Origin of the sequence: Caulobacter sp. SL161, from assembly GCF_026672375.1 — a bacterium.
In the GTDB taxonomy this organism is placed as follows: Bacteria; Pseudomonadota; Alphaproteobacteria; order Caulobacterales; family Caulobacteraceae; genus Caulobacter.
Window position 1 is genome coordinate 1,707,977 of sequence record NZ_JAPPRA010000001.1, and the last position, 14,884, is coordinate 1,722,860.

Below are 14,884 nucleotides of genomic sequence, written 5' to 3' on the forward strand. Positions count from 1 at the left end.
CTCTTACAGGCCGTAGGGCAGGTACGTGCGGATGATCTTGGCGTCGGCCTCGCTCATCACCTTGGTTCCGCGGTTTTGGCGGATGTACTTGCCGTTGTGGCCGATCAGGCGGTGGCGCTTGCCGGCGACGCCGGCCTTCAGCTTGCCCGTGGCGGTCAGTTTGAAGCGCTTCTTGGCGCCCGACTTGGTCTTCAACTTCGGCATTTCGCGTCGGAGCTTGCGCCCCGTCCTCTAGAAGCATGACGAACCGCCATGGCATGCCAATTGGCCAGGCGGTTCCGGAAAGGCGGCGTAGCTACAGGAAAGACTCGGTTCTGGCAAGCATTTAGGCCGCGACCTTGGTCCGGCGGACGATGACCAGCGCAAAGCCGATGGCCGGAACCATCAGGGCCGCGCCGAACCAGTAGGGGCCGCCGATGGCCAGGCCAAACAGCGGCCCGGCCAGCAGGGGGCCGCCGATCCGGGCCAGGGACCCTGCCGCCATGTTCAGGCCCAGCATCTGGCCCTGGCGATCAGGCGGGGTCGCGCGCGAGATCAGGGCCCCGACACAAGGGAACACCAGAGACTGGCCAAACGCCGTACACGCCACCGCCACTACGGCCAGGGCGGGCTTGGAAATGAACGGCGTGATCAGCAGCGACGTGGCGATGATCGACAGGCCGGCGGTCAGCACCCGCGCCTCGCCAAAGCGCCGGGCCAGGCGGCCGGTCAGCACGCCCTGGCCGATCGAGGCGATCACCCCGATCAACGCAAAACAGGCGGCCACCTGGCTGGCCGTCCAGCCAAAGCGGGTGTCGGCATAGAGACCGAACACCGCCTCCATGCCGGCGAAGGCGGCGGTCGAGATCAGGGTGACCAGCAGTACGCGCGAGAGAACCGGGTGGGCGGCGGCCTGGCTCAGAGCCTCCAGCCGGTGGGCCTGCGGCGCGCCGGGCGCCGACGGCGCGCGACTTTCCTTGACGAACAGGATGACGCCCAGAGCGGCCGTCCCGGCCATGGCGGCGGCCAGGAACAGCGGCAGCTGGTAGCCCAGGGCGCCGGCGCCTGGTCGCATGACCATCACCAGGCCCGGGCCGATGACGAAGCCCGCGCCGAACGCCGCGCCCAGCAGGCCCATCCGCCCGGCGCGCTTTTCCGGCGGGGTGACGTCGGCCATGTAGCCCTGGATGGTCGAGATGTTGCCGCTGCCAAAGCCGCCGAACAGGCGGATGAGCATCGCCACCCAGATGTTGGGCGCGAAGGCCAGGGCCAGATAGGCCAGGGTGTTGGCGATGATGGTGACGATCAGCACCGGCCGCCGGCCGATCCGGTCGGAGAGACGCCCCCAGAACGGCTCGCCGAAGAACTGTCCCAGGCTGTAGGCGGCGAACATCGTCGTCACCTGCCACGGCGCTGCGTCCATCGACCGCGCATAGAACGGCAGCAGCGGAATGATCACGCCAAAGCCCACCAGGTTGATGAAGACAACCAGGAGCAGGACAGCCAGGGCGCGGTTGCTGTGGGCAGGCTCGGACATCAGGCGGCGGGATTTACGCCTGATGTCTCAGCTTGGCGACCCTACAAACCATCAATCCGGCGGATTGTGCTTTTCGGCGAAGGTCACCGAGTCGGTCAGCATCTTCAGGCGCGTCGCGCCGCTTGAAAGCCAGTGATCCTCGCCGGCCAGTGTGACGAACTCGACCGGCTTTCCGGCCTTGCGCAGGGCGTCGGCCATCACCACGCTCTGGTCGTAGCGCACCACCGTGTCGTCCTTGCCGTGGATCAGCATGATGGGAATCTCGACCCGGTCAGCCAGCCTGGCCGGCGAAATGGCCTGCAGGTCCGGGTCCTTGATCCCGTAGGCCCCCATGAACCGCAGCCAGTAGCGTTGAGCCGCCGACATCTCGCCATTGTTGGCTTCGCGTACCGACAGCAGCATCTTCCGGAGGTCGGAGGGGCCTGCCACCGAGACCGCGCAGCGATAGACGCCTGGATCCAGGGTCGCGCCGGCCAGGGCTGCGTAGCCGCCGTACGACGCGCCGACGATGCAGACCCGCTTGGGGGCGACGATCCCTTGCTTGACGAGATCTCGGACGCCATCCGAGAGGTCGGTCTGCATCTTCTTGCCCCTCTCGCCGAACCCGGCCTTGACGAAGTTCCAGCCGAACCCCTCCGAGCCCCGGAAGTTGGGTTGCAGGACAGCATAGCCCCGTGAGGCCAGGGCCTGACTCCACCCGTCGAACCCGGGCGTGTCGCGGCCTTCGGGACCGCCATGCGGCAGCACGATCAGGGGGAGGTTCTTGGGATCCCGCCCCTTGGGCAGGGGCAGATAGCCGCTGATCTCAAGCCCGTCGGCCGCCTTGTACCGGATCGGCCGTACCGGCGAGATCGCCGCCTCGGTCAGGCCGCCTTAACCCCGCCCAGCAGTTCGCCGTTCAGCTTGCGAACGACCAGAACGCGCTCCTGGCCGTCGGTCCTGATGACCGCCAGCTTGGTCCCATCCGGCGAGATCGTGACTCCCTCGATCTGCGGCAGGCGGCCATAGACCGCCAAGTCCGGCTTTTCCGCCGCAGACACGGCGGCGGCCGCAAAAAACCAAAGCGCAGCCACGGCTGCTGGCAACGACTTGAACAAAGGCGCCCCCGAAATCCCCTGATTAAACTGTCATGGGTTGAGGGGCTGACGAGAGAGCGCGTTCTGGCTGAAACGCAAAACGCCCCGGCCGTGGGGCCGGGGCGCTTCGGTGTCTATTGCGATGAAAGCCTAGCGCGGGGCCAGGATCATGATCATCTGGCGGCCTTCCATACGTGGCTCGTACTCGACCTTGGCGACCTCGTCGAAGTCGGCCTTGACCTTCTGAAGCAGCTTCATGCCGAGTTCGGGGTGGGCCATTTCGCGACCGCGGAAGCGCAGGGTCACCTTGACCTTGTCGCCTTCCTCGAAGAAGCGATGCATCGCCTTGGCCTTCACATCGTAGTCGTGGCTGTCGATGTTCGGGCGGAGCTTGATCTCCTTGAGCTCGACCACCTTCTGCCGCTTGCGCGCCTCGTTCTTCTTCTTCTGCTCCTGGAATTTGAACTTGCCGTAGTCCAGGATCTTGCAGACGGGAGGATTGGCGTTCGGAACGATTTCCACCAGGTCCAGGCCGGCTTCCTCTGCCGCTTCCATAGCGGACGCGGTCGGCATCTCGCCTTGCTTTTCGCCGTGTTGGTCGATCAGCAGGACGCGGGGGACACGGATTTCATCGTTGATACGCGGTCCGTCTTTAACGGGCGGCGTTTGCATAGGACGGCGAATAGGGGCGGCTCCGGTGCTGTTGGTATGACGTGCGGTAATTGCAAATATAGCTGAACGCGTTCGCGCCGCGCTGGGCGCGCCGCGAGAACCTGATATATGACGCGCCCGCCGCGCCGTATCAAGCGAAGGCGGTCAAACAGACGCCGGCGGGTCCAGTTTTTTTGGCCCCGTGGCGAGGCCAGACGATCATTCGGGCCAATCGGGATGGAAACGGCGAGGCGGGGACGAGTTTTCCCTGAACAAGACGCTTGCCCGACTCATGCCCGAACATCGCCATTCTGCGCTGGAGGACATCCATGCGCTCCTCATCGGCTCCAGCTTCATCGCCGTAGGGCTGACCCTGCTCAAGGCCGCGGGCCTTGTGACCGGCGGCGTCGCGGGGGTGGCCCTGATCATCTCGTATCTGAGCGACTGGCCGGTCGGGATCATCTTCTTCGTTCTGAACCTGCCGTTCTATGTCCTGGCCCAGCGGACCCTGGGCTGGGCGTTCACCTTCAAGACGCTGGCGACGAACCTGCTGCTGGCGGGCCTAGCCTGGGGCATGCCGCACTGGCTGAAGGTCGGCGGCATCGACCCGATCTTCTCGGCCGTCTTCGGCGGCACGATCATCGGCATGGGCATCCTGGCCCTGGCCCGTCACCGGTCCAGCGTCGGCGGGGTCGGCGTCCTGGCGCTGTACCTGCAGGAACGCCGAGGGATCAGCGCCGGCAAGGTGCAGATGGCGGCTGACTGCGTGGTGGTGACCGCAGCGTTCTTCACGATCAGCTTCGACAAGCTTCTGCTGTCCATCGCCAGCGCCGTGGCGCTCAGCGCGGTGATCATCGCCAACCACAAGCCTGGGCGTTACGCGGGGTATTGAGGGGCTTCAACCTTCTATGTCATCCCGGCTCTTCGCTGCGCTTCGCCCGGGATGACAAGTTTGGGGTCCCCTAATGCGGCAGCAGCGCCATGGCCGCGCTGGCCACGGTGCTGACGGGCAGGGCCTTGAGGTCGGGCGAACGGATCACCGCCACGTGGCCGCGCGGCCCGCATAGCTCCGGATCCGAGGCGTCGGAGAACAGGGCGATGGTCGGCGCGCCGGCGGCCGCAAGAAGGTGCGTCGGACCCGTGTCGTTGCCTACGGTCAGCGCCGCCTTGGCTCCCAGGACGGCCAATTGGGCGAAGTCAGTGCGGCCGGTGAGATCGCGCGCGCCGCCGACGGCCTTCTGGATGTGACGCGCCATGGCGCTTTCCTGGGGACCGCCGATGATGACGATGTCCAGGCCCTTGGCCTTTAGCAGCGAGCCCAGCTGAGCGTAGCACTCGACCGGCCAGCGCTTCTCGAGCCGGTGTGCCGAGCCGCCCGGCACGAACAGGACGTAGGGGCGCGGCGCGGCGGCGCCGGCGACGGGGCGCGGCTCCTTGTGCTTGCGCAGGATCCACGACAGGTCGGGCGGCGGCGCGCTGCCAGGCTCGGTCGGGGCGTCGGGCCAGATCCCCGCCGCGCGCAGCTGATCGGCCTGCCGCTCCAGCGTGTGCATGGTGAGGCGGGCCGAGCCCTTCTGCGGCAGGGCGCAGCCCACCGCGATTCCGTTCCACTGCGGCGGGAACGGGCGCAAGAGCTGGAAGTACCAGTTGGTCCGGCTGTTGGTCTGCAGGTCGTAGATGCGGTCGTAGCGCGCCTTGCGGATGCGGCCGATCATGGCCAGGGTCTGGCCGAAGTCCTCCGGCCGACCATCGGTCTCGACGCTGTTGAAATAGGGGCTCAGCTTGGCCAGCGCCTCGAAGGGCGGGGTGGTCAGCAGGGTGATCTTGGCCTTGGGGTGGGCTTCGCGGATCTTGCGCATCGCGGCCAGGGCCAGGACGAAATCGCCCAGCGCCCCAAGCTTGATGACCAGGACCTTCTTGATCTCCTTGCTCAAGACGAACGCTCCAAACCCAACACCTGCGCATAGACCTTGAGGGTCGCTTCGCACATCGCGTCCACTGAATACAACCGTCGAGCACGCAAGCGGGCGGCTCGTCCCATGGATTGACGGCCCGAAGCGCCGATCTCGACGGCCTCGAGCAGGGCGGCGGCCCAGGCCTCGGCGTCGCCGGGCGCGACCAGCCAGCCCGTCTCGCCCGGTACGACGGTCTCGCGGGTGGCCCCATGGTCGGCCGCCATGACGGGCCGGCCCATGACCTGCGGCTCCACTGCCGTGCGACCGAACGCTTCGGGCTCCAGCGAAGGGGCGATGGCGAGATCGGCCAGCAGATAGGCGGCCGGCATGTCGTCGCAATGACCGACCAGCTTGACGGCGTCCTCAAGACCCGCCTGGGCGATCGCCGCTTCCAGTTCGGCGCGATAGCCCTTGCGGCCCTGATCGTCGCCGGCCAGCAGCAGCAGCACCTTGTCCTCTCCGCGCGCCGTCAGCAGGGCCATCGCCTGGACCAGCAGGCCCTGACCCTTCCAGCGGGTCAGGCGACCGGCCAGCAGCACCTTCAGGCGGCGTTCGTTCGGCGCAACGCCCCAGGCCTGACGCAGCGCCGCGATCCGATCAGCACTCACCACGTCGGGCTCGAAGCGCGACAGGTCGACGCCGCGCGGGATGGCCACCACCTTGTCGGCGGGAACGCCGTGCTCCCGGATGACGTGCTCGCGCGTGTATTCGGAGTTGGCGATCACCACCGCGCCCTTGGTCATCACCGCATTGTACCAGCGCTTGAGGCCGGACTTGGCGTTGTAGACCCCGTGATAGGTGGCCACGAACGGAACCTTGGTGGCGTGGGCGGCCCACAGCGCGCTGAACGCCGGGGCGCGGGAACGGGCGTGGACCAGGCTGACCTTCTCGCGTCGGATCAGGTCGATCAGCCGCGCGGCGTTGCCCAGCATGACCAGCGGGTTCTTCGATTGCGCCGGCATCTGGGCCATACGTCCGCCGTCGGCCTCCAGCCGCGCGGCCATGCGCCCGCCGCGGGTGGCCACCAGCGCCTTGCCGCCTTGCGCGACCACGGCGTGGGCGACATCAATCGTCGTCTGTTCGGCGCCGCCGGTTTCCAGTTCCGGCGTCACTTGCAGCAATGTGAAATGGGCGGGTAGGTCGGGCACGCGAGTCTCGACGGCGATAACCGCCCGTTGTTAGCGAAAGGATCAAGGCGACGCCATGACCGAATCCCGGGGCGCCCTGACGCGTGAAGACGGATCGACCCTGGCCTGGCGGCGGGTGGACGGCGAGGGGCCGACGGTCGTGTGGCTGGGCGGCTTCCATTCCGACATGACCGGGACCAAGGCCGAGGTGCTGGCCGAGCAGGCCAAGGCGACGGGCGGTTCCTATCTGCGGTTCGACTATTTCGGCCATGGCGAGTCCGGCGGGGCCTTCCAGGACGGCACGATCAGCCGCTGGCGCGCCGACGCGCTGGCGGTGATCGACGAACTGACAGACGGGCCGCTGGTGCTGGTCGGCTCGTCGATGGGCGGCTGGCTGTCGTGCCTGGCGGCCATCGCGCGGCCTGACCGGGTGAAGGCCATGGTGCTGATCGCGCCCGCGCCCGACTTCACCGAGAAGCTGATGGGGCCCGAACTGTCCGCTGAGGCCAAGGCGGCGATCGCCCGTGACGGCTTCTGGATCCGCCCCTCCGAGTACGATGACGGCGGCTATCCGATCACCCGCGATCTCCTGGAGGACGGCGCGCGGTGGTCGATCCTGCCCGGACCCGTGCCGATCGATGTTCCGGTGCGCATCCTGCAGGGCGGAGCGGATCCTGACGTGCCTTGGACTCACGCCTTGGAGCTGGCCAACGCCCTGACCTCGGACAATGTGGTGTTCAGCCTGATCAAGGACGGCGACCACCGGCTGTCGCGTCCGCAGGACCTGGAGCGCCTGGTCGCCGCCGTTTCCGAGGCCAAGGGCCTGGCCGAGCCGGAAGAGGGGGACCTCGTCTCCCGCCGCCTGGCGCGCGCGGCGCGGCTGCGCAACGCGGCGGGGCTGGAAGCGACCGGCATCGCGCCGCGTCCGCTGCCGATCGACGACGAGTAGCCCCTAACCACGGGCCTTCAGGATCGCCGCCAGACCTTCGCGATAGGTCGGATATTTGGGCCGCCAGCCCAGTTCGGCCTTGGCTCGCGCGTTCGAGACCCGCTTGTTCTCGGCGTAGAACCGCCGGGTCGCCGGCGACATGCCCAGTTCGTTGAACGGCAGGTCCGGCGGAACCGGAACGCCCAGCAGCCTGGCGGCGTGCTCCATGACGTCCTGGGGTGGGGCCGGTTCGTCGTCGACGAGATTGTAGATCCCGCCTGCGCGCGGGTGATCCAGCGAAGCCAGCAGGCCCGAGACGATGTCGTCAACATGGATGCGGCTGAAGACCTGGCCCGGCTTGACGATCCGGCGGCCTTCGCCGGCGCGCAGGCGGTCCAGCGCGCTGCGGCCCGGACCATAGATGCCCGGCAGGCGGAAGGTGGTCACCGTCAGGCCCATGCCGCGCCCGACCTGGCGCCAGTCGCGCTCGGCCCCGACGCGGCGGGCGCCTTCGACCGACTGGGCCTTGAGGGGCGAGGTCTCGAACACCCAGCGGCCCTCGAAGTCTCCATAGACCCCGGTCGTCGACAGATAGCCGATCCAGTCGGGATAGGCCTGGGCCTGGGCCAGGGCTGGGACGATCGACTCCAGCGCCGGGCAGCCGTCAGGACCGGGCGGGGCGGTGATGAGGATCGCGTTCACACCGGCGAGCGCGGCGATCATAGCGTCGCGGTCGGCCGGATCGGCGGGGGTGATTCCCTTGTCGCGCAGCGCCTGGGCCTGACCGGGGTCACGCGCCGAGGCGGCGATGTCCCAGCCGCGTTCCTGCAAGGCGTCGGCGAAGGCCGCCCCGACATAGCCCAGACCAAACACGAACAGACGCAACGCTGGCGCTCCACCCCGAGAAATCCAAGCTTCAAACCCGCCTGAAACCGGCCCGGATCAAGCCCCGGAAAAAACCCGCGATGCAACCCCTCAAAGGGCGCTTGCAAACCGCGAAGCGCTCTGCCATAAGCCGCCTCCTCGTCGCGGGGCGCTCTTCTGGGCCTCGCCGATGCGGGCGTAGCTCAGTGGTAGAGCGCCACCTTGCCAAGGTGGATGTCGAGAGTTCGAATCTCTTCGCCCGCTCCATTCTCCCGGTTGCCGGGCAGGCTGGATGAGACCATATCTCGCGAATAGCGCGGGCGTAGCTCAGTGGTAGAGCGCCACCTTGCCAAGGTGGATGTCGAGAGTTCGAATCTCTTCGCCCGCTCCATTCTCGGTTTTCCCGACAATTGGATCTTATCGACTTGTTCCTTCGGGACGGTCGATTCGCGTGTGGACGCGGCGCGGCCTTGGCCTAATCTTGGCGCCATGACTCAGCATCGCACCTGGCGCGCCGCCCTGGCCGGCGTCTGTCTCACCGCCCTGGTCGTTTCGTCCGCCTGGGCCGGCCCTGCCGAAACGCTCACCGGCCTGGTGGCGCGCTATGAAGCGCTGGGCAATGCGGATGGCGACCCTGACGACGCCGGCGGCGACGCGGCGCGCTGGCGCCTTCCCGATGTCTCGCCGGCCGCCGACGCCGCCAGGCTGACCAAGCTCAAGGCGATCTCGGCCGACCTCTCGGCCATGGACGTGACCGGCCTCTCCGACGACGAGAAGCTGACCCGGGACCTGCTGCTGTGGGCGGTGAAGGACCGCGTCGAAGCGGGCGGCTTCGACGAGGCGCGCACGCCGTTCAGCAGCGACGGCGGCTTTGACGTGATGATGCTATATCGCGCCAGCGGCATGCGTCTGAAGACCGAGGCCGAGGCGCGGCGCTGGATCGCGCTGCTCAACCGCATGCCCGCCTGGTACGCCGCCAATATCGCCAACGCCCGGCGCGGCGTGAGCACGGGTTTCGTCCACGCGGTTTCTACCGCCCAGGCCGTCCAGGACCGCGCCCAGCGCGCTGCGACGACGCCGCTGGCCGAGGATCCGCTGCTGGCCCCGCTGCGTAATCTGCCGGCCAGCATGCCCGAAGCCACCCGCGCGGCGCTGGTCGCCGAGGGCGAGAAGGCGATCAAGGACAGCGTCGCGCCCGCCCGCGCCGGCTTCGTCAAGTTCATGGCCGAAGAGTACACGCCGCGCGCGGCCAAGAGCCTGGGGGCGTCCGACCTGCCGGACGGCAAGCGCTACTATGCTTTCCTGGCGCGTCGCCACACGACCACGACCCTGACGCCCGACCAGATCCACGACATCGGGCAGGCCGAGGTGAAGCGCATCCGGGCCCGCATGGAAGAGACCATGAAGGCCGCCGGCTTCCAGGGTGACCTGCCGGCCTTCATCGCCATGCTGCGCAAGGAGCCGCGCTTCTACGCCACCAGCCGCGAGCAACTGCTGGAGAAGTCCAGCGAGATCGCCAAGCGCGCCGATGACCAACTGCCGGCCCACTTCGGCGTGCTGCCGCGTCTGCCCTACGGCGTGCGAGCGGTGCCGGCCAGCATCGAGAAGGGCTACACCACCGGCCGCTATTTCGGCGGCGACGCCAAGGTCGGTCGCGCGGGCGGCCTTATGATCAACACCTCCGAGCTGGACCAGCGGCCGCTCTACGAGCTGCCCGCCCTGGTGCTGCACGAAGGCGCGCCGGGCCACCATATCCAGACTGCCCTGGCCGCCGAGCAGGTCAATGTGCCGGAGTTCCGCAAGAACCTCTATTTCACCGCCTTCGGTGAGGGCTGGGGTCTGTATTCGGAATGGCTGGGCGAGGGGATGGGCATCTATCGCGACCCCTATGAGCTGTTCGGCCGACTGTCCTACGAGATGTGGCGCGCCTGCCGCCTGGTGGCCGACACCGGCATGCACTGGAAGGGCTGGAGCATCGACCAGGCCCGCGCCTGCTTCACCGACAACACCGCCCTGTCGCCGACCAATATCGAGGTCGAGCTCAAGCGCTATGTCTCCTGGCCCGGCCAGGCCCTGGCCTACAAGATCGGTGAGCTGAGGCTGTTGGAGCTGCGCAAGCGCGCGGAAGCCAAGCTGGGCGACCGGTTCGACGAGCGCGGCTTCCACGACGCGGTGCTGCTGCGCGGGTCGCTGCCGCTCTCGGTGCTGGAGACCAGGATCGACGCCTGGACCGCCCAGGAGTTGGCCAAGCCCGCGCCGTCCAGCAAGGCCAAGGGCTGACCGTGGCCAGGATCACGGTTCTAGGCGAGTGCATGGTCGAGCTGTCGCCGGAGGCCGGGGACGGCGGCGCGCCGCTCTATCGGATGGGCTTCGCCGGCGACACCTTCAACACGGCGATCTACATGGCGCGGCTGGGCGATCAGGTCGCCTATTGCACGGCGCTGGGTCAGGGAGACCCGTTCAGCGAAGGCGTGCTGACGGCCATGCGCCGCGAGGGCATGGACACCCAGCTGGTGCGTCAGGTCGAGAACCGCCTGCCGGGCCTCTACGCTATCGTGCTGGATGACCACGGCGAGCGGAAGTTCCACTACTGGCGCGAGCGCGCGCCGATCCGCGACCTGTTCTCGGCCCATACCGCCGACCAGCTGATCGAGGCGGCCAAGGCCAGTGATCTGGTCTATTTGTCGGGCGTCACCCTGGCCGTGATCGGCGACATCGGCCGGGCGCGGCTGCGCGACATCCTCGCTTACGTCCACTCGCACGGCGTGGCCGTGGCGCTGGACTTCAACTACCGCCCGGCCTTGTGGCCAAGCGCCGAGGCCGCCCGCGCGGCGCTCGATGGCGTTGTTCCAGCCTGCCGCTATGTCTCGCTGAGCAGCGAGGACAGCCGGCCGCTCTATGGCCGCGAGGCCGAGGATCTCGCCGCCGAATGGGCCGCCGCCGGCGCCGAGGTGGTGGCGCGGGATGAGAGCCATGCGGTCAATGTTCTCAGACCGGACGGACGCACGGCCACGCCGGCGCCGGCGCGGGTGAAGGCCGTGGACACCACCGGCGCTGGGGACAGCTTCAACGCCGCCTATCTGTCCTCGCGACTGGCGGGCGCGACCATCGCCGACGCTGTCGCCCGCGCCCACGCCCTGGCTGGGATTGTGGTGTCCCACCGTGGCGCGATCGTTGCGCCGGAGGTAGGGATGCCTTCTTTAGTTTGAGTACCCCGAACCATGTCCTTCTTGATCCCGCCGCCTCCGCTGCGGGTCAGCCGCGAGCAGGCGGCGCTGACCAAGAGATTCCTGACGCCAGCCCTGGACCGGCTGCACAGCTTGCTTCTGAGGCTTCGCCAGGGCGTCGACGCCTATCTGACCGCCGAGTTGGCCGGGCGCTACACGCAGCCCTATCCCTATGGCTGCTGCCTGGAGATCACCAACGCCATGGCCGAGCAGTTGCAGGCGCTTGCGGCGCGGCGTGACGGGCCGGCCGAAGAACGCGCTCTGCGGGCGTTCTTTCGTCACGGCGGCGAGGTGAGAATTCTCTGGGGCGTGCTGCGCGAACAGTTTTTCCAGAACGCGCTGCAGATCGGCGGTCTCTATGTCGATGTGTCCAATGACACTGTCGACGTCCGCAAACCTAAGATCCAGATTCTGCCGCTGGAGGAGTCTGGCTTTGCGCTGGTGCGCGACGCGTTCGACTTCGCGACGATCGCCGAGCGCTACTGGCAGGCGCGTGTCTATGCCAACAGCGTGCTGCCGGAACTGGCGCCGCTGTATCCGATGATCGCCGTGGACCGTCATGGCGTCGTGCAAATCCAATCCAACGCCGCCTACATGCTTCGGCTGCTCGGCGGCGAAGGGTTTCGGCTGGCCGAGGCCTGGCTCGCCGAAGCGCCCGCTGCTCCCGAGGCGGTCATGGCGGCCTTGAGAGAGCACGCGCCGGCCGAGCTTCGGCGCGCGACCTCATCGGGGACAGCTGAGGCCGTTGATGAATGTCGTCGCCTTCGCGCCGGCGATCCGCCGGACGCGGCGTGGGTGATGGCGATGCGGGGTGTCTTCCAAAAAACGCCCATGATTCGTTTGGCGGCCACGGAGGCCAAGCCCTCTCGGGAGACCGTCGTCTATTCACAGGCTCTGATGAGCGTAGCGGCCGCCTAGACTAAGAAAAAACAATCGCTTAGCTCGAGCTTGCATGAGCGAAATAGGAATATCTTCCTCTGCGCGGAATATAAACCTATAGTGGTGTTCGCCGGCTGCGCTCGCGGCCTGGAGGAGAGGACGCCATGCTGGTTCAAGCCCTTGAGGATATCTGGGCGATCACGCCCGATCCCCGACGCGACCGCCTGACGGTCGGCTTCGTCACCCACCTTGTTTCCCTGGCCACCGGCGTGCCGGCGGTGGAGATCGCAACGCCCAAGCGGGCGTCCCACACGGCGGTGCGCGCCCGGCAGCTCGCCATCTACCTGACCCACATCACCCTGCATTGGCCCCTAGCGCGGGTAGCGTTCGCCTTTGGCCGGGATCGCACCACCTGCGGGCACGCCTGTCGCAAGATCGAGGACCTGCGCGAGGACGAGGCCTTTGATCGGCGCCTCTGCGAACTGGAGGCCTGTCTGCGTCAGGCCCCGTCGCACGCTCAGGACCTGCCATGATGACCGGCGCGCTTCATGCCCGTTTCGAGGCGGCTTTGGACGCCGAGCGCCGCGCCGAGCGCGCCATGCGGCTGCTGGCCAGGCCCGGCGCGGTGATCGAGCCCCATGGCGGCGGCTACGGCGTCAGGCTCGGCGCCAGCCGTCGGCGTTGCGTGATGCTGACCCTGGACGACGCCGCCTTCGCGGTCCTGGCGCGGGAGGCGACGCTCAAGCCACGTCGAGAAGGCGGCTGGACGATGGTCGCTCGGCCTGAAGTCGCGCCGCCGCCGCCGCCGCCGGGGCGCCCGGGCGTCATCGAGGCCTCGGTCGAGACGGCGGACGGCGTCGTCCAGCGCAATCTGGGGAGTCGCCGATCGCCTGGCTGTCCCGCCGTCGGGACAGCCACGGACGGCCCTGGCTGGCGCCCGCCGAGATCGCGGCGGCAGAACGGCTGCGCGAGGAGTTCGAGAGCCTGGGAACGCTGGGTCGCATGACCATGCGCTGGGACGCTGTGTCCCGCGTGGACGGTGGCCGGCCGGCGCTGGCGCCTGCCGAGCGTGATCACGCCACCCGTGAGAGGATCGCCCGAGCGCTCGCCGCCGTGGGGCCCGGATTGCGCGAGATTCTCGAACGTGTCTGCCTGATGGGTTCAGCGCTCGAGGCCGCAGAGGCCTCGCTCAAGCTCCCCCGGCGCGCGGGCAAGACGGTGCTGAAGCTGGCCCTGCAGGCGTTGGCGAAACACTATCGGATGGCGTGAAGCGAGGTTCAGTCGGTCTTGGTCGGCAGGGTCGCGCCGACATGGTCGACGCCCAGGGCCTCGCAATGCAGAACCTGACGATGACGCTCGGCGGCGCGCGCCTTCTGCTCTTCGCTGCGCTGGTCATGACAGGCGGGGCAGGCCACGCCCTCGACATAGAGCGGAGAGGCCTGATCCTGCGGACTGACCGGCATGCGACAGCCCCGGCACAGGACGTGGTCGCCTTTTGCGAGCCCATGGCCCACCGAGACGCGCTCGTCGAACACGAAGCACTCGCCGCGCCAGAGGCTTTCGGGCTGCTGGATCTGTTCCAGATAGTCCAGAACACCGCCCTTCAGGTGGAAGACCTGCTCGACGCCCTCGGACTTCAGGAAGGCGGTCGACTTCTCGCAGCGGATCCCGCCGGTGCAGTACATCGCCACCTTGAGCGGCGCGTCTGGGCTGCGTTCGGCCTCGACGCTCTTTCGCCAGTCGCGGAACCAGGCGGGGAAGTCGGCGAAGCTGGCGGTCTGCGGATCGATCGCGCCCTCGAAGCGGCCGACCGCCACCTCGTAGGCGTTGCGCGTGTCGATCACCAGCACGTCCGGATCGCTGATCAGGGCGTTCCAGTCGGCGGGCTCGACATAGGTTCCAGCATCGGTGGGATCGAGGTCGGGCTCGCCCAGGGTGACGATCTCGTTCTTCAGCCGGACCTTCATCCGGTAGAAGGGCATGCGCTCGGCCCAGGCGGTCTTGGGCGTCAGATCCGCGCAGCCGGGTAGGGCGCGGATATGGGCCAGCACCGCCTCGATGGCGGCGTTCTCGCCGGCGATCGTGCCGTTGATCCCTTCGCGCGCCAGAAGCAGCGTGCCCTTGACGCCAAGGCTACAGCACAGGGCCGCCAGCGGCCCCTGGATCGCCGCCGGATCTTCGAGGCGTGTGAAGCGATAGAGCGCGGCGACGCGATAGCTAGCCAAGCGCGGCCTGCGCGTCGCGCTGGATGCGGGCGACCATCGACTTGAGGCCATTCGAGCGCTGTGACGACAGCGCCTCGGACAGGCCCAGGCGATCAAAGGCGGCCTTGGCGTCGAAGCCGGCGATGTCGGCGGCGGCCCGGCCCGAATAGAGCCGCAGCAGGATGGCGATCAGGCCGCTGACGATGTGGGCGTCGCTGTCGCCGCGAAAGACGATCGAGCCGTCGGCTTGCGGCTCGGTGACCAGCCACACCTGGCTGGCGCAGCCGCGCACCTTGTTCGCTTCGGAGCGTTCGGCGTCGGTCAGCGGCGCCAGGTCCTTGCCGAGCTCGATCACGTAGCGATAGCGCTCTTCCCAATCGCCCAGCAGTTCGAACTCGTCGGCGAGGTCGGTCAGGGCGGTGTCGATGGGGCTGGTCATGCGCGGCGTTTAGGCGCC

General features: G+C 68.0%; 15 protein-coding genes, 2 tRNA genes and 2 pseudogenes. 9 read left to right on the top strand and 10 right to left on the bottom strand.

All coding sequences use genetic code 11. The features are described from left to right. Positions 1-3: 3 nt before the first annotated feature. The 5 genes and pseudogenes from rpmI to infC all read right to left on the bottom strand — a co-directional run bounded on the left by rpmI (position 4) and on the right by infC (position 3,264). Positions 4-204 (bottom strand): 50S ribosomal protein L35, encoded by a 201-nt coding sequence (gene rpmI / locus OVA11_RS08285; RefSeq protein ID WP_010918930.1) that lies wholly within the window; start codon positions 202-204, stop codon positions 4-6. 121 nt (positions 205-325) lie between these two features. Then, positions 326-1,516 (bottom strand): MFS transporter, encoded by a 1,191-nt coding sequence (locus tag OVA11_RS08290; RefSeq protein WP_268066986.1) that lies wholly within the window; start codon positions 1,514-1,516, stop codon positions 326-328. A gap of 51 nt (positions 1,517-1,567) precedes the next feature. Next, positions 1,568-2,389: pseudogene (locus OVA11_RS08295) on the bottom strand (alpha/beta hydrolase family protein); the annotation flags it as partial. Continuing rightward, positions 2,380-2,613 (bottom strand): hypothetical protein, encoded by a 234-nt coding sequence (locus OVA11_RS08300; protein ID WP_268066987.1) that lies wholly within the window; start codon positions 2,611-2,613, stop codon positions 2,380-2,382. The gene OVA11_RS08300 and the pseudogene OVA11_RS08295, both read right to left, overlap by 10 nt. A gap of 129 nt (positions 2,614-2,742) precedes the next feature. After that, positions 2,743-3,264, bottom strand: coding sequence for a translation initiation factor IF-3 (gene infC, locus OVA11_RS08305; protein WP_010918933.1), 522 nt, complete (start codon positions 3,262-3,264; stop codon positions 2,743-2,745). A gap of 271 nt (positions 3,265-3,535) precedes the next feature. Here infC and OVA11_RS08310 point away from each other — a divergent pair, with 271 nt between their 5' ends. Further along, the gene (locus tag OVA11_RS08310; RefSeq protein WP_268066988.1) at positions 3,536-4,135 is read left to right on the top strand and encodes a YitT family protein; all 600 of its coding nucleotides are present in this window, start codon (positions 3,536-3,538) and stop codon (positions 4,133-4,135) included. Positions 4,136-4,205: 70 nt separating this feature from the next. Here the strand turns inward: OVA11_RS08310 and OVA11_RS08315 are convergent, their stop codons facing one another. Next, entirely contained in the window at positions 4,206-5,177 is a 972-nt protein-coding gene (locus OVA11_RS08315) for a glycosyltransferase family 9 protein (RefSeq protein ID WP_268066989.1), read from the bottom strand. Next, a complete protein-coding gene (locus OVA11_RS08320) occupies positions 5,174-6,346 on the bottom strand; it encodes a glycosyltransferase family 4 protein (protein ID WP_268066990.1) in 1,173 nt (390 codons plus the stop codon). Before OVA11_RS08320 ends, OVA11_RS08315 begins: the two co-directional genes overlap by 4 nt. Positions 6,347-6,401: 55 nt before the next feature. On the opposite strand from OVA11_RS08320, the gene OVA11_RS08325 reads away from it, so the two are divergent. Beyond that, entirely contained in the window at positions 6,402-7,274 is an 873-nt protein-coding gene (locus OVA11_RS08325; protein ID WP_268066991.1) for an alpha/beta hydrolase, read from the top strand. Between the two features lie 3 nt (positions 7,275-7,277). Here the strand turns inward: OVA11_RS08325 and OVA11_RS08330 are convergent, their stop codons facing one another. Continuing rightward, positions 7,278-8,138 (bottom strand): SDR family oxidoreductase, encoded by an 861-nt coding sequence (locus tag OVA11_RS08330; RefSeq protein WP_268066992.1) that lies wholly within the window; start codon positions 8,136-8,138, stop codon positions 7,278-7,280. A gap of 171 nt (positions 8,139-8,309) precedes the next feature. On the opposite strand from OVA11_RS08330, the gene OVA11_RS08335 reads away from it, so the two are divergent. The 7 genes and pseudogenes from OVA11_RS08335 to OVA11_RS08365 all read left to right on the top strand — a co-directional run bounded on the left by OVA11_RS08335 (position 8,310) and on the right by OVA11_RS08365 (position 13,492). Next, positions 8,310-8,384, top strand: a tRNA-Gly gene (locus tag OVA11_RS08335). A 49-nt stretch (positions 8,385-8,433) separates the two neighbouring features. Continuing rightward, positions 8,434-8,508: transfer RNA gene (locus OVA11_RS08340), tRNA-Gly, on the top strand. A 98-nt stretch (positions 8,509-8,606) separates the two neighbouring features. After that, entirely contained in the window at positions 8,607-10,397 is a 1,791-nt protein-coding gene (locus tag OVA11_RS08345; RefSeq protein WP_268066993.1) for a DUF885 domain-containing protein, read from the top strand. Between the two features lie 2 nt (positions 10,398-10,399). After that, positions 10,400-11,326 (top strand): sugar kinase, encoded by a 927-nt coding sequence (locus tag OVA11_RS08350; RefSeq protein ID WP_268066994.1) that lies wholly within the window; start codon positions 10,400-10,402, stop codon positions 11,324-11,326. Positions 11,327-11,338: 12 nt separating this feature from the next. Beyond that, a complete protein-coding gene (locus tag OVA11_RS08355) occupies positions 11,339-12,262 on the top strand; it encodes a hypothetical protein (protein WP_268066995.1) in 924 nt (307 codons plus the stop codon). Between the two features lie 125 nt (positions 12,263-12,387). Beyond that, entirely contained in the window at positions 12,388-12,756 is a 369-nt protein-coding gene (locus OVA11_RS08360) for a helix-turn-helix domain-containing protein (protein ID WP_268066996.1), read from the top strand. Continuing rightward, positions 12,756-13,492: pseudogene (locus OVA11_RS08365) on the top strand (DUF6456 domain-containing protein). Before OVA11_RS08360 ends, OVA11_RS08365 begins: the two are co-directional and overlap by 1 nt. 8 nt (positions 13,493-13,500) lie before the next feature. On the opposite strand, the gene trhO reads toward OVA11_RS08365, so the two are convergent. Both trhO and OVA11_RS08375 read right to left on the bottom strand, forming a co-directional pair. Next, positions 13,501-14,448 (bottom strand): oxygen-dependent tRNA uridine(34) hydroxylase TrhO, encoded by a 948-nt coding sequence (trhO, locus tag OVA11_RS08370; RefSeq protein WP_268066997.1) that lies wholly within the window; start codon positions 14,446-14,448, stop codon positions 13,501-13,503. Beyond that, positions 14,441-14,866 (bottom strand): SufE family protein, encoded by a 426-nt coding sequence (locus OVA11_RS08375; RefSeq protein ID WP_010918945.1) that lies wholly within the window; start codon positions 14,864-14,866, stop codon positions 14,441-14,443. Before OVA11_RS08375 ends, trhO begins: the two co-directional genes overlap by 8 nt. Positions 14,867-14,884 lie beyond the last annotated feature (18 nt).